We start from the raw sequence: 19,268 nt of genomic DNA, 5'->3' as shown, positions 1-19,268 counted from the left end.
TAATGTGTCCATGCGGCGGCTCGGTGGCAAGCCGGTCATGAGGAGGGGGCTCCGGGAGCGACGGGCCCTTGATAAACCCTTGCCGCTGCCGGTCGCGGCTCCTACAAGGCCGTCAAACACCCTCTTTCGCCTCTTTCACGGAGAGAATCATGCGGCCGAGCCGCCGTGCACCGGATGAACTGCGGGCCGTGAGCCTGGAACGCGGCGTCGTCAAATACGCCGAGGGCTCGTGCCTGGTGAAGTTCGGCGACACCCATGTGCTGGTCACCGCCACGCTCGAGGACCGGCTGCCGCCCTGGCTCAAGGGCCAGGGACGCGGCTGGATCACCGCCGAATACGGCATGCTGCCACGCGCCACGCTGGAGCGAACCCGGCGCGAGGCCTCCGCCGGCAAGCAGACCGGCCGCACGGTCGAGATCCAGCGCCTGATCGGCCGCTCGCTGCGCACCGCGATCGACCTGGAAGCGCTCGGCGAGCGCCAGATCACGGTGGACTGCGACGTGCTGCAGGCCGATGGCGGCACGCGCACGGCGTCGATCACCGGCGCCTGGGTCGCGCTGGCCGACTGCATCAAGTGGATGAAGTCGCGCAACATGATCAAGACCGAGGTGCTGCGCGCCAACGTCGCCGCGATCTCCTGCGGCATCTACAACGGCACGCCGGTGCTCGATCTCGACTACGCTGAGGATTCCGAGGCGGAGACCGATGCCAATTTCGTCATGACCGGCGACGGCCGCATCATCGAGGTGCAGGGCACGGCGGAGAAGACGCCGTTCACCGAGGCCGAGTTCCTGGCGCTGATGGCGCTCGCCCGCAAGGGCGTCGCGCGGCTGGTCGACCTGCAGAAGATGGCGGTCGCGTGAACGGTCCGCACCGCAGGCTCACCGGTCGCATCGTCATCGCGACCCACAATCCCGGCAAGCTTGCCGAGATGCGCGAGCTGCTCGCCCCCCATGGCGTCGAGGCGGTGTCGGCCGGCGATCTCGGCCTGGGCGAGCCGGACGAGACCGGCGAGACCTTCCAGGCCAACGCCCGCATCAAGGCGGTCGCCGCGGCCAAGGCCGCGCAGCTTCCGGCCTTTGCCGACGATTCCGGCATCGTGGTTCACGCCCTCGACGGTGCGCCGGGGATCTATTCGGCGCGCTGGGCCGGACCGGACAAGGATTTCACCGGCGCGATGACGCGGATCGAGCGCCTGCTGCAGGAGCGCGGCGCCGCGGGTGCCGACCAGCGCGGCGCTCATTTCGTTTCGGCGCTGTGCGTGGCATGGCCGGACGGCCATGTCGAGGAGGTCGAGGCGCGGGTCGACGGCACGCTGGTCTGGCCGCCGCGCGGCACGGCCGGCTTCGGCTACGACCCGATGTTCCTGCCAGAAGGGCACGATCGCACGTTCGGCGAGATGACCAGCATCGAGAAGCACGGCCTGCCGCCGCTCGGCCTCGGCCTGTCGCACCGGGCGCGCGCCTTCGTGAAGCTCGCGGAGATCTGCCTTGACCAGCGCTGACAGCGAAGCGTTCGGCGTCTATGTGCACTGGCCGTTCTGCCTGTCGAAATGTCCGTATTGCGACTTCAACAGCCATGTCCGGCATGCGGCCATCGACCAGGAGCGCTACGCCCGCGCCTTCGCCCAGGAGATCGCGACCACCGCCGCCCGCATTGGGCCGCGCACCGTCAGCTCGATCTTTCTCGGCGGCGGCACGCCGTCGCTGATGCAGCCGCAGACGGTCGGCGCGATTCTCGACGCGATCGGCCGGCACTGGCATGTCGCCGCTGACGTCGAGGTGTCGCTGGAAGCCAATCCGACCAGCGTCGAGGCGACGCGCTTTGCCGGCTATCGCGCCGCCGGCGTCAACCGCGTCTCGCTCGGCGTCCAGGCGATGGACGATGCGTCGCTCAAGATGCTGGGCCGACTGCACACGGCCGAGGAGGCGATGAAGGCGGTGGCGATCGCGCGCAATGCCTTCGAGCGCTATTCGTTCGATCTGATCTATGCCCGGCCCGACCAGACGCCGGCGATGTGGACCGAGGAGCTGACGCGCGCGATCGGCGAGGCAGCCGAGCATTTGTCGCTGTATCAACTGACCATCGAGGAAGGCACGCCATTCTTCGGCCTGCATGCCGCGGGCAAGCTGAAGACGCCGGATGACGGCCTGGCGCGCACATTGTACGACGTCACGCAGGAGATCTGTGGCCGTCACGGACTGCCGGCCTACGAGATCTCCAATCATGCCCGCCCGGGCGCGGAGTGCCGGCACAACCTGCTCTATTGGCGTGGCCAGGAATATGCCGGCATCGGTCCCGGCGCCCATGGCCGTCTCGACATCGGCGGCATCAGACACGCGACCGCAACCGACAAGCGGCCCGAGGCCTGGCTGATGCGGGTCGAGTCCAACGGTCACGGTGTGATGACCGACGACGAGCTCAATCGCGAGGAGCGCGCCGACGAATTCCTGCTGATGGGGCTGCGACTGGCCGAGGGCATCGACCCGCAGCGCTACGCGAGGATCTCCGGCCGCACGCTCGATCCGCGCCGCATCGCGCTGCTGCGCGAGGAGGGCGCCATCGCGGTCGATCCGGACGGGCGGCTGCGCGTGACCCAGGACGGCTTTCCGGTGCTCGACGCGGTCGTCGCCGACCTCGCCGCCTGAGCTTTGCATGAGGATGCTGCGCGTGATGCAGCGGCGGTTTCGGCGCTAACCCTCGTGGTGAGGAGCGCCGCAGGCGCTCGAACCATGAGGCCCGTGCCGGGGCCTCGCCCTTCGAGACGCGCGCCTTCGGCGGGCTCCTCAGGGTGAGGGGAAGCAGCCTTCTGTAAGGCGCGACATCGCGGCGACCGCTCTGACCCGCCGAACAAGCCGCGCTGGACGATCTAAGTCGCGCTGAAACTCTTCGGTGCGCCGGCGACAGCCTGTCCGCCCCCCGAACCGACACGCATCACGGCAAGCCCGCGCTCATTGGTGCCGTCGCTGCGGAACCGGAACAGGCCGTCGATGCCGGCGAAGCCGGAGGCATTGGTCAGGACATCGGGCGCGAAACGCTGGTTGCCCTGGGTGCGCGCCAGCGCGGCCACGAGCGCCACCGCATCATAGGCGAGGGTCGCTGTGCGTACGGGATCGCCGCCGAATCGCGTCCGGTAGCGTCCGGCGAAAGCGCGGAAGCCGGACGGATCCGGCGCGGCATAGAGGCCGCCCTGCAGGCTGGCGCTGGCATAGACGCGCGGATTGTCCCACAGCCCGGTGCCGAGCAGCTGGATGTTGCGCAGATTGGCGCCGGCAGCGGTCAGCGCATCGGCCGTCGCCGCGACCGATTCGCCGTCGTCGGCCAGCAGCAGCGCATCGGCGCCGCCGAGCGCCTGCGCCACCGTGCGCGCCGGCCCGGTGCGGTCGCCGGAATATTTCTCGAATGCCACGATGCGTCCGCCGCGGCGGCTGACCGCAGTCTTGAACGCCCCCTCGACGACGGTGCCATAGGCATTGTCGGGCAGCAGCGCCGCGAACGAGCGTTTGCCGACGCTGGCGGAATATTCGACGATGCGGCTCGCATCGGACTCCGGCAGGAAGCTGAGCAGATAGACGCCGCGCCCCGCCACGCTCGAATCCGTCGAGAAGGCGATGACCGAGATGTTGCGCGTGCGCGCCACCTGGGCCGTCGCCGGCACCGAGCCGGCGAACAGCGGGCCGAGGATGATCTCGGCGCCTTCGTCGCAGGCCTGTTGCGCGCCCTGCTGCGCGCCTTGCGGGCTGCCGGCGTCATCCTTGATCAGGAGCTGGATGTTGGGGTTCTGAAACTCGGCCAGCGCCATCTCGGCCGCGTTCTTCATCGATTGCGCGGCGACGCCGGCATTGCCCGACGCCGACAGCGGCAGAATCAGCCCGACCTTGACCTGGCCGTTGCCGGCCACCGCCGGCTGCTGCGGCGGTCCGGCCGGCGCCGTCGGCTGCTCGAACGGGTTGAAGCCCTGCTGCACGTTGGAGCACGCCGACAGCAGCGGCGCGCCGACGATCAGGCCCAGCGCCGTTCGCCGGGCGACCCCATGGGGTCCCGGACCGAGAGAGTTGGGATGACGCGGGCCCACCATGGCATCTCTTCGTTCGGCCGAGACCGGCCAGAAGTTCCCCAAACGCACGTCCGCAAGGCCGTGCCGATTCACTCATATTGTCGACGAATAGTTAAGCAAAACAAAAGGCTGTCAGCGCCACACCGCCGATCAATTCGACGTTTTGCACGGCCTATCCCCTGCTCGTCCACACCCCCATCGATGTGCCGTTTCGGACTTGAATCGGCGATGAATGGCGACGCGGCGATGCCGATCCCGGAACTTCAAATCGCCGCGCGGCTGTTCCCCTGTGGCAATCCCGCGGCAGGCCCTTTAAATTACCTCGATGGGCGCGAAGGCAATCCCCAAGACGTCGCCGGACGACGGCAAATCTTCCACCACGCCGACCTATCTGGTGGCGGGGCAGATCGTTGCCGCGCCCAAGGCGCGGCCTGGATTGCACTTGGTGGCGACGCCGATCGGCAATCTCGGCGACATCACACTGCGCGCGCTGGAAACCCTGGCCGGCGCCGATCTCATCTTGTGCGAGGACACGCGAATCACGCGGCGCCTGACCGAGCGCTACGGCCTCAGCGCGGAACTCGCAGCCTATCATGAGCACAATGCCGAAGCCGTCAGGCCCAGGATTCTGCAGCGCCTCGCCGAAGGCACGGCCATCGCGCTGGTGTCCGACGCCGGCACGCCGCTGATCTCCGATCCCGGCTACAAGCTGGTGCGCGAGGCGTGCGAGGCCGGGCATGACGTCACCGCGCTGCCGGGCCCGTCCGCCGTGCTCGCGGCGCTCAGCGTCGCGGCGCTGCCGACCGACCGCTTCTTCTTCGAGGGTTTCCTGCCGGCCAGGCAGCAGGCGCGGCGCGCGCGGCTGGCCGAGCTCGCGCGCATCGACGCGACGCTGGTGCTGTTCGAGGCCGGCAGCCGGGTTCAGGAGACGCTGGCCGATCTCGCCGAGGCCATGGCGGAACGCCAGGCCGCGATCTGCCGCGAGCTCACCAAGCTGCACGAGGAGGTGCTGCGCGGCGCCATCGGCGATCTCGCTGCAGCGGCTCGCGATCTCGAAACCCGCGGCGAATTCGTGCTGGTGATCGGTCCGCCGCCGCGCGGCGCCGGGGTGCTGACGCCGGACGCGCTCGATGCCGTACTGAAGGATCTGCTGCAGCGATCGAGCGTCAAGGATGCCGTCATGCATGCGGTCGAGCTCTCCGGCCGGCCGCGCCGCGAAGTCTATGCGCGCGCGCTCGAGCTGGCGAAGGACGCGCGGTCAGGGTCGGCCGATGGCGAAGACTGAGCGCGCGTCCGCCGACAAGCCGGCCAAGACGGCTGCGCCGGAGCGCGTCGCCGCCTTTCGCACCGGACTATCGGCGGAGGCCCGCGCGGCAGCGCTGCTGATCGCCAAGGGCTATCGCATCCTCGCCAAGCGCTTCCGCACGCCGCATGGCGAGATCGACATCATCGCGCGCAAGCGCGGCCTCGTGGCGTTCGTCGAGGTCAAGGCGCGCGCCTCGCTCGACGATGCCGCCTATGCGGTGACGCCGCGCCAGCAGCAGCGCATCATCAATGCCACGCAGGCGTGGCTGATGGCGCATCCCGACCATGCCGAATTGGAGCTGCGCTTCGACGCGATTCTGGTTGCGCCGCGCAGCCTGCCGCGCCATCTGGTAGCGGCGTTCGACGCCAGCACCTGACATGAACTGATTGCAGAGAGCAGGGACCTGCCCATGAAACTGAACGTCGCCGTCCAGATGGACCCCATCGCGCGCATCAACATCCGCGGCGACTCCACCTTCGCGATGCTCCTCGAAGCGCAGAGGCGCGGCCATGGCCTGTGCTATTACACGCCGGACAAGCTGTCGCTGCGCGGCGAGGAGCTGTATGCGCCGGTGCAGGCGCTGACGGTGCGCGACCAGGTCGGCGACCACTTCACGCTCGGCGAACCGAAGCCGACCGCGCTGACCTCGTTCGACGTCGTGCTCCTGCGCCAGGATCCGCCGTTCGATCTCGCCTACATCACCTCGACGCATTTCCTCGAGCGCATCCATCCGAAGACGCTGGTGGTCAATGATCCCGCGAGCGTGCGCAACGCGCCGGAAAAGCTGTTCGTGATGAACTTCCCGCAACTGATGCCGCCGACTTTGATTTCGCGCGACCTCGACGAGATCAACGCCTTCCGCGATCAGCACGGCGCCGTGGTGATGAAGCCGCTGCATGGCCATGGCGGCGCGGCGGTGTTCCGCGTCATGCCGCAGGACATGAATTTCGGCTCGCTGTTCGACATGTTCTCGGTGACGTTCAAGGAGCCCTGGGTGATCCAGCGCTTTCTCCCCGAGGTGAAGCATGGCGACAAGCGCATCATCCTGGTCGACGGCGAGTTCGCCGGCGCCGTCAACCGCGTGCCGGCGGCCGACGATCTGCGCTCCAACATGGTGCGCGGCGGCGCCGCGCAGGCCACCGATCTCAGCGCCCGCGAGCGCGAGATCTGCGATACGCTGGGTCCGGAGTTGCGCGCGCGCGGGCTATTGCTGGTCGGCATCGACGTCATCGACGGCAACCTCACCGAGATCAACGTGACCTCGCCGACCGGCATCCGCGCGATCTCGCGGCTCGGCGGACCCGACATCGCGGCCCGCGTATGGGACGTCATCGAGAGCAAACGGCGCTGATCAAGCGCCGTCCCACTTCGCTGGGGATAAGGCCAACCAACGCGATCAGTCCGATGCGTCAGAGGCGAGGCGGAATCGCTGACATCGGCGCAATTCATGCTATGACGCCATTCTCATGCGTCTCGTCCTGACCACCTGGAACATCAACTCGGTGCGCCTGCGCATCGACCTTGTCGCCAAGCTCATCAAGCAGGTCAGGCCCGATGTCCTGTGCCTGCAGGAGACCAAGTGCATCGACGACGCTTTCCCGCTGAAGCGCTTCAAGCGGCTCGGCTATGAGCACGTCGCACTGAACGGGCAGAAGGGCTATCACGGCGTCGCCGTGATCTCGAAATGGCCGTTCGAGGAGACCAACGTCCGCACCTTCTGCGACAAGGTGGACTCGCGCCACATCACCGTGGCATTCGGCGAGAAGGCGCAGCTCGCGCAGCCGCTGGTGCTGCATAATTTCTATGTGCCGGCCGGCGGCGACATTCCCGATCCCGCGCTCAATCCCAAATTCGAGCACAAGCTGCAATTCCTCGACGAACTGAAGGCGTGCGAGCCGCTGCATCCGCGCGGCGACGACCGGCATATCCTGGTCGGCGACCTCAACGTCGCGCCGCATGAGCACGACGTCTGGTCGCACAAGCAGCTCCTGAAGGTGGTGTCGCACACTCCGATCGAATGCGAGAAGCTGCTGGCGGCGCAGACCCATGGCGAATGGGTCGACGTCGCCCGCGAACGCATCCCGATGTCGGAGAAGGTCTACACGTGGTGGAGCTACCGCGCCGCCGACTGGACCGTGGGTGATCGCGGCCGAAGGCTCGACCACATCTGGGTGTCACGCGCCTTGAAGGACCGGGTCAGCGACTTCAGGATCCTGCGCGACGCCCGCAGCTGGGAGCGGCCGTCGGATCACGTGCCGGTCACGGTGACGCTGGACGTTTGACGGCGCGACCAGACAGACCCGTCAGTGCCGAGTTTGTCATTCGCCTGTCCCCACATCGTCATGCCCGGGCTTGTCCCGGGCATCCACGCCGTTCTTAGCACGCCGGACGACGTGGATGGCCGGGACGAGCCCGGCCATGACGGCGGGGAAGGAGCCAAACTCAAGCGAGACGATCGTGCTGCATCGGCAAGAGGTCCGCGTAGACCTCGGGCGGCCGCCAGCCCCGTCACGACGTCAGCTTGGCCCCGGCCGCCATGATGTCGTTGGCGATTCGGCTGGCGCGGTGGGCGAACTCGTCGCGCAGCCGGCGCGCAGCCTTGGCGTCGCTCTCCAGCACACGCTGAAACAGGCTGCGCGAGATCCGCACGACGGTCGAATATTCCAGGGCCGTCGCGGTCGCCGGACGCCGCATCTCGACCAGCAGCGCCAGCTCGCCGATCAGCATGGTCGGCGTCGCGACGATCTCGGCACCGACCTCGTCGCTGATGCGCAATGACCCGCGCTGGACGACATAGCCGCAATCGGCCGTGTCGCCCTCGCGGAACAGGGTCTCGCCGCTCTGGATGTTACGCTGCTCGGAGCCGATGGCGATCATGCGAAGTGAGTCGCTTCCCAGCAGGCGCAATGTTGGGACGCGCTCCAATAGCGCAATATCGTCTTCGATCGACATCAAGGGCCCGGGGAAGGCAGAATGGAACCAATATCATAAATGGCGAAACCGCCATCCCCGAACCTATCACGGTACCAACTTGTAGCCACCGGCCTCCGTCACCAGAATCTCCGGATTCGCGGCATCTTTCTCGATCTTCTGCCGCAGACGGTAAATGTGCGTTTCCAAGGTGTGGGTGGTGACGCCGGAATTGTAGCCCCACACCTCCTGGAGCAGGGTCTCGCGCGACACCGGCTGCTGGCCGGCGCGGTACAGGAAGCGCAGGATCGCCGTTTCCTTCTCCGTCAGGCGGACCTTGCGGGCATTGGCGCCGGTCAGCATCTTCGAGCCCGGCCGGAAGCTGTAGGGGCCGACCGAGAACACCGCGTCCTCGCTGGCCTCGTGCTGGCGAAGCTGGGCCCGGATGCGGGCCAGCAGCACGGCGAAGCGGAACGGCTTGGCGACATAGTCATTGGCGCCGGATTCGAGCCCGAGAATCGTATCGGAATCGGTATCGTGCCCGGTCAGCATGATGATCGGCGCCTTGAAGCCGCCCTTGCGCAGGGACCGCACCACTTCGCGGCCATCGGTGTCGGGCAGGCCGACATCCATCAGAACCAGGTCGGGTGAATTGGCCTTTGCGGCGGTGGCGCCTTTGGCGCCGGTATCGACGGCCTGGGCTTCGAACTCGTCATGCAGCGAGAGCTGCTCCATCAGGGCATCGCGCAGATCGGTGTCGTCATCCACGATCAGGATCTTGCGGGCATTGGCCATTGTACAATCCTCTAGGTGGCGCCGGCGGGATCGGATGGGTGGCGCCGTCAACGGTGGGCAAACAGGCTCATCAGCCCTGTTCCGTCTTGAAGTAGGGGGCTGTTACCGATTCACAAGCGCCCGGGACTCTACTCCAGAATTGAGCAGGGATTGAGATGATTGTCCTGTTCGACCCTCGCGCCGGACCATTTGCCGACATTAAGGCAATTACCGGGCAATCCGTGGCAATGAAAAGGCACGTTGTTTCATGTCGTTATCGAAGGTGAAGCCTGGCATGCCAGCATCGCGGATCTCGATTCGCGCCAAAGCCGGGTCGCGGCAGCGCGGCTGGCTCCATGTCTGGGGCCATGTCATCCCGGTGGCGCTCGGCCGCGGCGGCGTCCTGGCCAACAAGCGCGAGGGCGATGGTGGCACCCCCCGGGGGACCTTCCGGCCCCGGCAGCTGTGGTGGCGGGCCGATCGTCATCCGCGTCCGCGGACCTTTCTTCCGATCCGAGGGATCGGTCCGGAGGACGCCTGGTGCGAGGACCCGGCCGACCGGCACTACAATCGGGCGATCCGGCTGCGCGGCGACCGGCCCGGGGACCGGCTGGCGCGCCAGGACCATCTCTACGACTTCATCATCGAGATCGATCACAACGCGCGACCGCGGATCGCGGGCCGCGGCAGCGCCGTGTTCCTGCATCTGGCGCGGCCGAATTTCGGCCCGACCGCAGGCTGCGTGGCCATGACCCGACCGGCGATGCTGCGTCTGTTGCAAAGGATCGGCCCGCGCACCAGGATCGTCATCCAATAATGTAAGGGAGGACGACGTCATGCGCGCACCGGATCAGCCAGCCAGCGCCTCGGGCATCCTGCGCCAGCATTGGAGCGAAGGCCGGAAGCTGGCGGCGCTGCCGCCGGAGCTGCGTCCACGCGACCGCGCAGAGGGCTATGCGGTCCAGGCCGAGCTCGAGCGCCACTCGCCCAAGCCGCTATTTGGCTGGAAGATTGCGGCGACCAGCGAGGCCGGCCAGCGCCATATCAATGTCGCCGGTCCGATGGCCGGGCGAATCCTGGCCGAAACGGTGCTGCCGGTCGGCGGCACCGCGTCGATGGCCGGCAACGCGATGCGGGTCGCCGAGCCGGAATTCGCCTTCCGCCTCGGACGCGATCTGCCGCCCCGGCCGACACCCTATAATGTCGCGGAGGTGCTGGCCGCGGTCGACACGCTGCACCCCGCGATCGAAATTCCCGATTCGCGGTTCGCCGACTTCGTCAGTGCCGGCGAGGCGCAACTGATCGCCGACAATGCCTGCGCGCATCTGTTCGTGCTGGGCGAGGCCAGCACCGCCGACTGGCGCAGCCGCGACCTGATCGCGGAGCGGCCGCGGATCACGCTGCGTGGCGAGACCTTCATCGGCCACGGCCGCAACGTGCTCGGTGATCCCCTGATCGCGCTGGCCTGGCTGGTCAACGAGCTCAGCGCGCTCGGCGTGCCCGCGCGAGCAGGGCAGGTGATCACGACCGGCACCTGTCATCCGCCGCTGCCGATCGACAGCGACGACCACATGGAGGCCGATTTCGGCGATCTGGGGCAGGTATCGGTGCGGTTCGAGTAGGGACCTGCCGCGACCGCGCCCTCTTCAGCGATGCCCGAAGATCGCCGAGCCGACACGGACATGTGTGGCGCCAAACTGGATGGCGATGGCGAAATCGGCGCTCATGCCCATCGACAGATGCGCGAGGCCGTTGCGGGCGGCGATCTTGGCGGTCAGCGCGAAATGCGGCCCGGGTGCTTCGTCGACCGGCGGAATGCACATCAGCCCTGAAATCGTGAGCCCGTAATCCGTGCGGCAGGCGGCGATGAAGGCGTCGGCGTCGCCGGGCGCGATGCCCGCCTTCTGCGGCTCCTCGCCGGTGTTGATCTGGATGAACAGTTGCGGATGCCGGCCCTGGGCGGAAATCTCCTTGGCAAGCGCCACGCACAGGCTCGGCCGGTCCACCGAATGGATGGCGTCGAACAGCGCCACCGCCTCCTTGGCCTTGTTGGATTGCAGCGGCCCGATCAGGTGCAGCGCGAGTCCCGGATGCGCGGCCATCAGCGGCGGCCATTTGGCTTTGGCTTCCTGAACGCGATTTTCACCGAACACGCGCTGTCCGGCCGCGATCACCGGCTCGATCGCGTCGGCATCGAAGGTCTTCGACACAGCGATCAGCGTGACCGAGCCGCGATCACGTTTGGCGTCGCGGCAGGCCCGCAGAATCTCCTGCTCGACGGCGGCGAGCGCGGACGGCGAGGACGAGGTTGAGGCGTTCGATTCATCAGGCACGATGGCGTCCGTCGGTAGATTACGGGTTTGGCTGCAATTTTACGCAGTTCGAGAAAAGGTTCTTGAGCCCTTCTCCTTACCCTCCACGGCCGGGGGTAGGGGGAAGAAATGCCAAGCATCCGGTTCAATCGCAATAGAGTGAAGCTGAACCGGCTGATGGGGATCCGCGCCCGGCTGGCGTTGCTCGCCCTGATCCTGGTGGCGCCGCTGATGCTGGAACGTGCGCGCTCGCTGGAAGGCGCCAGGACAAGGCAGATCGCGCTCGCATCGGAGGAATTCTCCAGCCTCGCCCGGCAGAGCGCCGACATGCAGCGCGAGGTCATCATGTCGGTGGAGACGGTGCTGAAATCGACGGCCTATGTCCGGGCGTCGAGCACCGGCGTGAGCCGCAGCTGCGACATGATGCGCGCCAGCCTGCCGGCGACCCTGCCGTGGATCCGCACCCTGATGATCGCCGGCCGCGACGGCCGCATCCAGTGTTCGACCAACAACCAATATGTCGGGCTCGATTTCAGCGACCGGCCATATTTCCGTGGCGCCCAGGAATCACGTGATTTCGTGTTCAGCGACTACCTGCTGTCGAAACCGTCGCACGTGCCGATCGTCATGGCCGCCTATCCGGTCGGCGCCATCACCGGCGAGCCGGACGCGGTGATGCTGGCGAGCGTGAACCTGGAATGGATGTCCAAGATCATGAGCAATCTTGGCGGCCGTCCCGGCATCACGGCGGTGCTGATCGACAGCGAGGGAACCGTGCTGGCGACGCCCGCCGACCGCACCGAGCTGATCGGCCGGCCGCTCGACAGCGTGCCGTTGTTGTCGGCCGTTGCCGAGACCGCGCTGAGCTCGGGCAAGCCGTCCGAGACGATGAGTTTCACGGCGGCGGATGGCTCCAAGCGCGCGATCACCTTCACCCGGATCGCCGACACCGGCTCGCGGCTGATCGTCAGCATCGATGAGACGCGCGTCACCGCCGCCATCGACCGCGAGATCCGCAATGCCTATCTGCAGGCTGGCCTCGTCTGCCTGATCGTGCTGCTCGGCGCGCTGATCGCCGCCGAGAAGCTGATCGTGAAGCCCGTCAGCATGCTCGCCGCGACCGCCAAGCGCTTCGGCCACGGCCACTGGTCGGCGCGCGTCACCACCAAGCATCTGCCGTCGGAGTTCGTTCCGCTGGCAAAGTCCTTCAATGCGATGGCCGCCAAACTCGGCCAGCGCGAGCGCGAGCTGGTCGCCGCCAATGACCGGCTGACGGTGATGGCGTCGATCGACATGCTCTCGGGCCTCGCCAACCGCCGCGGCTTCCAGAACCGCATCGACGTCGAATGGAGCCGCGCGCAGCAGGCCGGCACCGAGCTGTCGCTGCTGATGATCGACGTCGACCACTTCAAGCTCTACAACGACACCTATGGGCACCCTGAGGGCGACGCCTGCCTGTCACGTCTCGGCGAGACGCTGTCGCAGATCGCCGGTGCAATGACGGCTTTCGCCGGCCGCTATGGTGGTGAGGAGTTCTGCCTGTTGCTGCCGGGCATGGGTGCGAGAGAGGCGCTCGCGGTCGGCGAGCAGGTGCGCGCCACGGTGCTGGAGCTCGAGCTGCCGCACGCGACGTCGGCGCATCGATGCGTCACCGTGAGCGTCGGTGTCGCCTCGACCCGGCCGAACGAGTCGCTGATGCCCTCCGACCTGATCGAAGCCGCCGATGCCGCGCTCTATGCGGCCAAGCATCGCGGCCGCAACACGGTCATCGCGCATGGCTTCGCGGATGTCGCGGATGACAGGAGCGGCGTGGCACGCGCCGGATAGGGCTGCGCCGCGGCCAGCGATCAGCCGACCGCGAGCTTCCGGTCGAGCTCGAGCTCGGTGACCACGCGGTTTCGGCCGAGCTTCTTGGCGAGATACAGCGAGCGGTCGCAACGGTCGATCAGATCAGCCATCGATTCGCCGAACTGGAACTGGCCGACGCCGATCGACACCGTGATCTGCGGCAGCACCTCGCCGGTCGAGCGCCGCGTGAACTGACAGTCGGCGATGGTGCGCCGGATGCGCTCAGCGATGACGGTGCAACCTTCGAGGTCGGTCTGCGGCAGCACCGCGATCAGTTCCTCGCCGCCGTAGCGCGCCGGAAGATCCTTGTCGCGGACGCGCTCGCGCAATGCCTTGGCGACGAGGCGCAGCACCTGATCGCCGACGCCATGGCCGTAATTGTCGTTGAACTTCTTGAAGTGGTCGACGTCGATCAGGAGAATGCTGAGCGGTTCGTCGCGTTCCATCGCCTCGACCTGTGCATGGCGGAAGAACTCTTCGAGCGCGCGCCGGTTCGGCAATCCAGTCAGCGTGTCGGTGCGGGCGCGCTGCTCCGACTTGTTGAGCGAGTCCCGGATGGTGTCGAGCTCGCGTGACTTCTCGGCAAAGCTCGCTTCGAGTTTCGCCGCACGCGCGGTTGCCTGGGCGAGCTCACTGACCAGGTTCTCGATCAGGATCTTCGGATCGACACCCTGCTCGCTGCGTTCGGCGACGCCATCGATCGCCGCCATGTGCGTGCGGTTGTCGGCGATCGCGGCCGTCAGATACTGCTTGGCGGAGTCCATCACGCCATGCAACTGCTGCGAGACTTTGTGGACGACAGCCGCTTCCGTACCCTGCTGGCCGATATAGGTGTCGAACAGCGCCTGGTTGGTGGTCTTGTCGAACTTGCGCTTGTTGCTGACCAGGATGTCGACGGCGCGCTTGAGATCCGACGCCGAGCCCAGTGAGTACTTGAACCACAGATGGAAGTTGTTAGGCGTCGGTGGCACGCGCTGTTGAGCCATGGATTTCATGGCCTTTTCCGCGACCGTCGTCGCGTACTCGAAGTCAAGCTCGTCGAACGTAGCGCCGGACACGATGTGGAGTGATCCCAGATGCGGGCTGATGCCTGGATGTATGCACTCAGTCTCCCATTCAAGTCTTAACCGTGCCTCAATCGGACCTTCGACACAGCCGGCGGAGGCTGCAAAAAAACTCGCGATTACCGTCGCTTAGCGGATGCCCAAAATGGTATCATCATCTGTCGCCCCATTGACCGGGCTGCCGCTTTTGTGGCCTAGTCCGCCGTCTTCAAACGACGCGAATCCTCGAAAATTATAAGCGATTCCATGACATCCGAACGCTACAACGCCCGTGAAGCCGAGCCGCGCTGGCAGCGCCAGTGGGACGAGAAGGCGATCTTCGCCACCAGGAACGACGATCCGCGTCCGAAATACTACGTACTCGAGATGTTTCCCTATCCGTCGGGACGCATCCATATCGGCCATGTCCGTAATTATACGCTCGGCGACGTGCTGGCGCGCTTCATGCGCGCCAAGGGCTTCAACGTGCTGCATCCGATGGGCTGGGACGCGTTCGGCCTGCCGGCGGAGAACGCCGCGATCGAGCGCAAGGTCGCGCCGAAGGCATGGACCTACGACAACATCGCCGCGATGAAGAAGCAGCTGCGCTCGATCGGCCTGTCGCTCGACTGGGCGCGCGAATTCGCGACCTGCGATCCGTCCTACTACAAGCACCAGCAGAAGATGTTCCTCGATTTCATGCAAGCCGGGCTGGTGGAGCGCGAGCAGCGCAAGGTGAACTGGGATCCGGTCGACATGACCGTGCTCGCCAACGAGCAGGTCATCGACGGTCGCGGCTGGCGGTCCGGTGCGGTGGTCGAACAGCGTGAGATGAACCAGTGGGTGTTCAAGATCACGAAGTACTCGCAGGAGCTGCTGGACGCGCTCGATGGTCTCGACCGCTGGCCCGACAAGGTCCGGCTGATGCAGCGGAACTGGATCGGCCGCTCCGAGGGCTTGAGGGTAAAATTTAGACTGACGTCGGAGACGGCTCCGCAGGGAGAGCAGGAGATAGAGGTATTTACGACGCGACCGGACACTCTTTTCGGCGCCAAGTTCCTGGCGCTCGCGCCGGACCATACGGTTGCGTTAGCCGCCGCCAGCAAGAATGAAGAACTGGCCGAGTTTTGCGCTCGGGCCATGAGACGGGGAACAGCTCAGGCCGAGATCGACACTGGCGAAAAGCTGGGCTTCGACACCGGAATCAGAGCGGTACATCCGTTCGATCCAAGCTGGGAGATACCTGTCTACGTCGCCAACTTCGTGCTGATGGAATACGGCACCGGCGCCATCTTCGGCTGTCCGGCGCATGACCAGCGCGACCTAGATCTCGCGAATAAATACAATCTCGGCAACACGCCGGTGGTCTGCCCTGAAGGCCAAGATCCCGCGACCTTTGTGGTGACTGACACCGCGTATGATGGCGAAGGTCGGATGATTAACTCCGATTTCTTGAACGGAATGACTGTAGCCGCAGCAAAGAACGAAGTTGCCAGTCGTCTTGAGAATACGGTTTGGGGATATCGCCTCGATCTCCCAAAAGGGACCGAAGAGACGCCCGAAGCGCTAGTAACGCCAGTGGTCACTAATGCTACTGACGGCAAACTAGTCCCGCCATTCGATGTTCCACGTAGCTTCGACAAGCGGTTTCAGTGGGGTCTAGAGCCCGGTCACTGGATGCCAAATTTGAAGCGGTTTGTCGTAGGCCGTGAGGATCAGTTCGGCGATAGCGAAGTGTTGCGGTTCGCAACGCCCATTTACGTCGGAAAGCGCGAGGTCAATTTCCGCCTGCGCGACTGGGGCATCTCCCGGCAGCGCTACTGGGGCTGCCCGATCCCGGTGATCCACTGCGCCAAATGCGACGTGGTGCCGGTGCCGGCGAAGGACCTGCCGGTGGTGCTGCCGGATGATGTCAGCTTCGACAAGCCGGGCAATGCGCTCGACCATCATCCGACCTGGAAGCACGTCACCTGCCCGACATGCGGGGGCAAGGCGACGCGCGAAACCGATACCATGGACACCTTCGTCGACTCGTCCTGGTACTTCGCGCGCTTCACCGATCCGTGGAACGAGACCTCGCCGACCACGCCGGCGGTGGCCAACCGGATGATGCCGGTCGACCAGTATATCGGCGGCGTCGAGCACGCGATCCTGCATCTGCTCTACAGCCGCTTCTTCACCCGCGCGATGAAGGCCACCGGGCACGTCGCCATGGACGAGCCGTTCGCCGGCATGTTCACGCAGGGCATGGTGGTGCACGAGACCTACCAGAAGGCCGACGGCACTTACGTGAACCCGGCCGAGGTCAAGATCGAGGTTGGCGGCAATGGCCGCCGCGCGGTGCTGAGCGCGACCGGCGAGGACATCACGATCGGCCCGATCGAGAAGATGTCGAAGTCGAAGAAGAACACGGTCGACCCCGACGACATCATCGAGAGCTACGGCGCCGACGTCGCGCGCTGGTTCATGCTGTCGGACTCGCCGCCGGACCGCGACGTGATCTGGAGCGACGAGCGGGTGCAGGGCGCGGCGCGCTTCGTCCAGCGTCTGTGGCGGCTGGTCAACGAATCGGTCGCGGCTTCCGCCGAAACCCCCTCCCCCCGTCCCGCCGCCTTCGGCGCCGACGCGCTGGCGCTACGCAAGGCGGCCCACGGCGCCCTCGACAAGGTGACCGGCGGCATCGAGCGGCTGCACTTCAACGTCTGCCTGGCGCATATCCGCGAATTCGCCAACGCGCTGGCCGACGTCCTGGCGCGGCCGGCCAAGCCGGCCCCCGACCTGGCCTGGGCGATTCGCGAGGCTGCGGGGATCCTGGTGCAGCTTTTCTCGCCGATGATGCCGCATCTGGCCGAGGAATGCTGGCAGTTGCTGGGCCACACTGGGCTGATCTCGGAGGCGTCCTGGCCGCAAATCGAACGAGATTTGCTGGTTGAGGACAGCATGAGCCTGGTCGTCCAGGTCAACGGCAAGAAGCGCGGAGAAGTCACAGTCGCCAGCAACGCGCAGAATCCGGAAATTGAGGCTGCCGTTTTGGCCCTCGATGCAGTAAAACTGGCGCTGGATGGCAAACCCGTCCGCAAGGTGATCATTGTTCCCAAGAGGATCGTGAATGTCGTCGGCTAGGTTTCGGATCGCTGCTCGGCTTGTTGCCGTGGCCGCTTTGGCCGCGCTGACGGCAGGCTGCTTCCAGCCGATGTATGCGGAACATACCGACGGCACGCCCGGCCTGCGTGAAAAGCTTGCCGGCATCGAGCTGCCGCCGGTCGACAAGCCGAACGCCTCGCCCGAGGCGCGCATCGGCGTCGGCATCCGCAACGCGCTCGCCTTCAAGCTGTACGGCACCGCAACCGGCACGGCGCCGACCCACAAGCTGGTGCTGCGATTGCAGACCAGCCGGTCCTCGCTGATCGTCTCGCAGACCACCGGCCTGCCGACCACCGAAAATGTCGGCCTCGACGTGCAGTACAATCTGGTCGAGCTGGCGACCAACAAGTCGGTCATGACCGGAACGACCTTCGCGCGCACCTCCTACGACATCCCCGGCTCGTACCAGCGCTTCGCCCGGCAGCGCGCCTTCCGTGACGCCGAGGATCGCGCCTCCGAGGAGGTCGCCGAGAAGATCAAGACCCGGCTCGCGGCCTATTTCACCGCGGGCACCTGACGCACGGCTGACATCGCCGTGGTCGCGCTGCGCGGACGAGACATCGATGCCTTCCTGGCCAAACCGGACGCCGCGCGTCCGCTGATCCTGTTGTACGGACCTGATACGGGCCTGGTTCGCGAACGCGCCGAGGCGCTTATCGCTTCGGCCGTCGACAACCCCGATGATCCGTTCTCCGTGGTCAGGCTCGATGGTGACGAACTCGCCGCGGAGCCGTCGCGCCTCGTCGACGAAGCCATGACCGTGCCGCTGTTCGGCGGCCGGCGAGCCATCCGAGTCCGCGCCGGGTCGCGCAATTTCGCCAGCGGCGTCGAGACGCTCAGCGAGATGAACGTGCGGGATTGCCGCATCGTGATCGAGGCCGGCGACATCCGCCCCGATTCGCCACTGCGCAAGATCTGCGAGAAGGCCAGAACGGCGGTCGCGATCGGCTGCTACCCGGACACCGAGCGCGATCTCGCCAAGCTGATCGACGACGAATTGCGCATCGCGGCCCTGCGCATCGCGCCCGACGCTCGCGCCTATCTGATGGCGCTGCTCGGGGGCGACCGCCAGGCCTCGCGCAACGAGCTGCGCAAGCTGACCCTGTTCGCCCATGGCGAAGGCGAGGTGACGCTCGACCACGTGATGGCCGTGGTCGCGGACGCCTCGGAGATGAAGCTCGACCCGATCGTCGACGGCGCCTTCGGCGGCAAGCCCGAAATTGTCGAGACCGAGTTCGGCAAGGCGATGATCGCCGGCAGCTATCCCGGCGTCATCATCTCCGCTGCGCAGCGACATGCGGCATGGCTGCACAAATCGGCGCTCGCCGTCGCTTCCGGCACGCCGGTCTCGTCCATCCTCGAAGGCGGCTTCCCCCGGCTGCACTTCTCGCGCAAGCCGAGCGCGGAAGTCGCACTGCGCAATTTCTCCCCTGCCCGGCTGCTGCCGATCATCGACCAGCTGGCGACGGCCGCGCTCGACATGCGCAAGCAGCCGGGGCTCGCAGCGGCGATCGCGCAGCGGACATTGTTGTCGATCGCGGTCGCGGCACGGCGGAAGGGGTGACGCGTCTACGTAACGTCGGCTGAGGCGGCGGCGGTGACGAAGCGCACACCCCAAATTGGCCAGCGACCGCGCTCCAATTTCCGGCGTCATTCCGGGGCGACGCGCGGCAGCGCGGCGAACCCGGAATCCATCGGGCTGCGTCATCTGCCGTAAAATGGATTCCGGGTTCGCGCTTCGCGCGCCCCGGAATGACGGAGGAGAGAGCCGAGATCAGCAGAGGCAGACGCGACGAGGACACATGCAGGCCACTCTCGTCACTCATTAGTAGCTCGTCATGCTCGTGCTTGACGAATGTGAGTTCGGGGCAACG

17 protein-coding genes and 2 pseudogenes are annotated in these 19,268 nt (G+C 66.2%); 14 read left to right on the top strand and 5 right to left on the bottom strand.

Annotation, left to right across the window (positions count from 1 at the left end; all coding sequences use genetic code 11):
• Positions 1 to 149 precede the first annotated feature (149 nt).
• From rph to hemW, 3 genes are read left to right on the top strand one after another with little or no spacing between them, the layout of a single operon-like run.
• Complete coding sequence (gene rph, locus ACQR1D_RS01505) at positions 150 to 863, top strand: ribonuclease PH (protein WP_315716822.1); 714 nt, start codon at positions 150 to 152, stop codon at positions 861 to 863.
• A complete protein-coding gene (gene rdgB / locus ACQR1D_RS01500; RefSeq protein WP_315805606.1) occupies positions 860 to 1,504 on the top strand; it encodes an RdgB/HAM1 family non-canonical purine NTP pyrophosphatase in 645 nt (214 codons plus the stop codon). Before rph ends, rdgB begins: the two co-directional genes overlap by 4 nt.
• The gene (gene hemW, locus ACQR1D_RS01495) at positions 1,491 to 2,648 is read left to right on the top strand and encodes a radical SAM family heme chaperone HemW (protein ID WP_434893672.1); all 1,158 of its coding nucleotides are present in this window, start codon (positions 1,491 to 1,493) and stop codon (positions 2,646 to 2,648) included. Before rdgB ends, hemW begins: the two co-directional genes overlap by 14 nt.
• A gap of 221 nt (positions 2,649 to 2,869) precedes the next feature.
• Here hemW and ACQR1D_RS01490 read toward each other — a convergent pair whose 3' ends face one another.
• A complete protein-coding gene (locus ACQR1D_RS01490; RefSeq protein WP_316183022.1) occupies positions 2,870 to 4,078 on the bottom strand; it encodes a penicillin-binding protein activator in 1,209 nt (402 codons plus the stop codon).
• A gap of 304 nt (positions 4,079 to 4,382) precedes the next feature.
• Between ACQR1D_RS01490 and rsmI the strand changes: the two genes are divergently transcribed.
• The 4 genes from rsmI (at position 4,383) to ACQR1D_RS01470 (ending at position 7,645) form a co-directional block, all read left to right on the top strand.
• Complete coding sequence (gene rsmI, locus ACQR1D_RS01485; RefSeq protein WP_434838739.1) at positions 4,383 to 5,342, top strand: 16S rRNA (cytidine(1402)-2'-O)-methyltransferase; 960 nt, start codon at positions 4,383 to 4,385, stop codon at positions 5,340 to 5,342.
• Complete coding sequence (locus ACQR1D_RS01480; protein ID WP_315805602.1) at positions 5,329 to 5,739, top strand: YraN family protein; 411 nt, start codon at positions 5,329 to 5,331, stop codon at positions 5,737 to 5,739. Before rsmI ends, ACQR1D_RS01480 begins: the two co-directional genes overlap by 14 nt.
• A 33-nt stretch (positions 5,740 to 5,772) precedes the next feature.
• Positions 5,773 to 6,714 (top strand): glutathione synthase, encoded by a 942-nt coding sequence (gshB, locus tag ACQR1D_RS01475; protein WP_315805601.1) that lies wholly within the window; start codon positions 5,773 to 5,775, stop codon positions 6,712 to 6,714.
• A 115-nt stretch (positions 6,715 to 6,829) separates the two neighbouring features.
• Complete coding sequence (locus tag ACQR1D_RS01470) at positions 6,830 to 7,645, top strand: exodeoxyribonuclease III (protein WP_315805600.1); 816 nt, start codon at positions 6,830 to 6,832, stop codon at positions 7,643 to 7,645.
• A gap of 226 nt (positions 7,646 to 7,871) precedes the next feature.
• Here ACQR1D_RS01470 and ACQR1D_RS01465 read toward each other — a convergent pair whose 3' ends face one another.
• Both ACQR1D_RS01465 and ACQR1D_RS01460 read right to left on the bottom strand, forming a co-directional pair.
• Positions 7,872 to 8,315: a cyclic nucleotide-binding domain-containing protein gene (locus ACQR1D_RS01465; RefSeq protein WP_315716814.1), complete on the bottom strand. Its 444-nt coding sequence runs from the start codon at positions 8,313 to 8,315 to the stop codon at positions 7,872 to 7,874.
• A 66-nt stretch (positions 8,316 to 8,381) separates the two neighbouring features.
• Positions 8,382 to 9,068 carry a response regulator transcription factor gene (locus tag ACQR1D_RS01460; RefSeq protein ID WP_315716813.1) on the bottom strand — a complete coding sequence of 229 codons (687 nt, stop codon included), beginning with the start codon at positions 9,066 to 9,068 and terminating at the stop codon, positions 8,382 to 8,384.
• A gap of 274 nt (positions 9,069 to 9,342) precedes the next feature.
• Here ACQR1D_RS01460 and ACQR1D_RS01455 point away from each other — a divergent pair, with 274 nt between their 5' ends.
• Together ACQR1D_RS01455 and ACQR1D_RS01450 are read left to right on the top strand one after the other, a co-directional pair.
• Positions 9,343 to 9,864, top strand: a complete 522-nt coding sequence (locus ACQR1D_RS01455) for a L,D-transpeptidase family protein (RefSeq protein ID WP_434846110.1) — start codon at positions 9,343 to 9,345, stop codon at positions 9,862 to 9,864.
• A gap of 19 nt (positions 9,865 to 9,883) precedes the next feature.
• Positions 9,884 to 10,669, top strand: coding sequence for a 2-keto-4-pentenoate hydratase (locus ACQR1D_RS01450; protein ID WP_316183025.1), 786 nt, complete (start codon positions 9,884 to 9,886; stop codon positions 10,667 to 10,669).
• A gap of 24 nt (positions 10,670 to 10,693) precedes the next feature.
• On the opposite strand, the gene ACQR1D_RS01445 is transcribed toward ACQR1D_RS01450, so the two are convergent.
• Positions 10,694 to 11,380 carry a YggS family pyridoxal phosphate-dependent enzyme gene (locus tag ACQR1D_RS01445; protein ID WP_315800891.1) on the bottom strand — a complete coding sequence of 229 codons (687 nt, stop codon included), beginning with the start codon at positions 11,378 to 11,380 and terminating at the stop codon, positions 10,694 to 10,696.
• A gap of 108 nt (positions 11,381 to 11,488) precedes the next feature.
• Here ACQR1D_RS01445 and ACQR1D_RS01440 point away from each other — a divergent pair, with 108 nt between their 5' ends.
• Complete coding sequence (locus ACQR1D_RS01440) at positions 11,489 to 13,186, top strand: sensor domain-containing diguanylate cyclase (RefSeq protein WP_434893673.1); 1,698 nt, start codon at positions 11,489 to 11,491, stop codon at positions 13,184 to 13,186.
• A gap of 20 nt (positions 13,187 to 13,206) precedes the next feature.
• Here ACQR1D_RS01440 and ACQR1D_RS01435 read toward each other — a convergent pair whose 3' ends face one another.
• Positions 13,207 to 14,193, bottom strand: a complete 987-nt coding sequence (locus ACQR1D_RS01435) for a GGDEF domain-containing protein (RefSeq protein ID WP_315800933.1) — start codon at positions 14,191 to 14,193, stop codon at positions 13,207 to 13,209.
• A 324-nt stretch (positions 14,194 to 14,517) separates the two neighbouring features.
• Between ACQR1D_RS01435 and ACQR1D_RS01430 the strand changes: the two are divergent.
• From ACQR1D_RS01430 to holA, 4 genes and pseudogenes are all read left to right on the top strand, one after another.
• A pseudogene (locus tag ACQR1D_RS01430) lies at positions 14,518 to 15,846 on the top strand (class I tRNA ligase family protein); the annotation flags it as partial.
• A 165-nt stretch (positions 15,847 to 16,011) separates the two neighbouring features.
• Positions 16,012 to 17,373, top strand: a pseudogene (locus ACQR1D_RS01425) (class I tRNA ligase family protein); the annotation flags it as partial.
• Positions 17,360 to 17,911 carry an LPS assembly lipoprotein LptE gene (gene lptE, locus ACQR1D_RS01420; RefSeq protein ID WP_315800888.1) on the top strand — a complete coding sequence of 184 codons (552 nt, stop codon included), beginning with the start codon at positions 17,360 to 17,362 and terminating at the stop codon, positions 17,909 to 17,911. The pseudogene ACQR1D_RS01425 and the gene lptE, both read left to right, overlap by 14 nt.
• Before the next feature lie 18 nt (positions 17,912 to 17,929).
• The gene (holA, locus tag ACQR1D_RS01415) at positions 17,930 to 18,958 is read left to right on the top strand and encodes a DNA polymerase III subunit delta (RefSeq protein WP_434893674.1); all 1,029 of its coding nucleotides are present in this window, start codon (positions 17,930 to 17,932) and stop codon (positions 18,956 to 18,958) included.
• Positions 18,959 to 19,268 lie beyond the last annotated feature (310 nt).

Origin of the sequence: Bradyrhizobium sp. HKCCYLRH2047 (genome assembly GCF_051168175.1) — a bacterium.
GTDB lineage: Bacteria > Pseudomonadota > Alphaproteobacteria > Rhizobiales > Xanthobacteraceae > Bradyrhizobium.
Note: the sequence above shows the minus strand (reverse complement) of the source record. Positions and strands in the feature narration are given on the sequence as shown.

Bases quoted from the DNA above. Each gene is read 5' to 3' on its own strand.
- rph (WP_315716822.1), top strand. From the start codon at position 150: ATGCGGCCGAGCCGCCGTGCACCGGATGAACTGCGGGCCGTGAGCCTG.
- ACQR1D_RS01490 (WP_316183022.1), bottom strand. From the start codon at position 4,078: ATGGTGGGCCCGCGTCATCCCAACTCTCTCGGTCCGGGACCCCATGGG.
- rsmI (WP_434838739.1), top strand. From the start codon at position 4,383: ATGGGCGCGAAGGCAATCCCCAAGACGTCGCCGGACGACGGCAAATCT.
- ACQR1D_RS01480 (WP_315805602.1), top strand. From the start codon at position 5,329: ATGGCGAAGACTGAGCGCGCGTCCGCCGACAAGCCGGCCAAGACGGCT.
- gshB (WP_315805601.1), top strand. From the start codon at position 5,773: ATGAAACTGAACGTCGCCGTCCAGATGGACCCCATCGCGCGCATCAAC.
- ACQR1D_RS01470 (WP_315805600.1), top strand. From the start codon at position 6,830: ATGCGTCTCGTCCTGACCACCTGGAACATCAACTCGGTGCGCCTGCGC.
- ACQR1D_RS01465 (WP_315716814.1), bottom strand. From the start codon at position 8,315: ATGTCGATCGAAGACGATATTGCGCTATTGGAGCGCGTCCCAACATTG.
- ACQR1D_RS01460 (WP_315716813.1), bottom strand. From the start codon at position 9,068: ATGGCCAATGCCCGCAAGATCCTGATCGTGGATGACGACACCGATCTG.
- ACQR1D_RS01455 (WP_434846110.1), top strand. From the start codon at position 9,343: ATGCCAGCATCGCGGATCTCGATTCGCGCCAAAGCCGGGTCGCGGCAG.
- ACQR1D_RS01450 (WP_316183025.1), top strand. From the start codon at position 9,884: ATGCGCGCACCGGATCAGCCAGCCAGCGCCTCGGGCATCCTGCGCCAG.
- ACQR1D_RS01440 (WP_434893673.1), top strand. From the start codon at position 11,489: ATGCCAAGCATCCGGTTCAATCGCAATAGAGTGAAGCTGAACCGGCTG.
- ACQR1D_RS01435 (WP_315800933.1), bottom strand. From the start codon at position 14,193: ATGGCTCAACAGCGCGTGCCACCGACGCCTAACAACTTCCATCTGTGG.
- lptE (WP_315800888.1), top strand. From the start codon at position 17,360: ATGTCGTCGGCTAGGTTTCGGATCGCTGCTCGGCTTGTTGCCGTGGCC.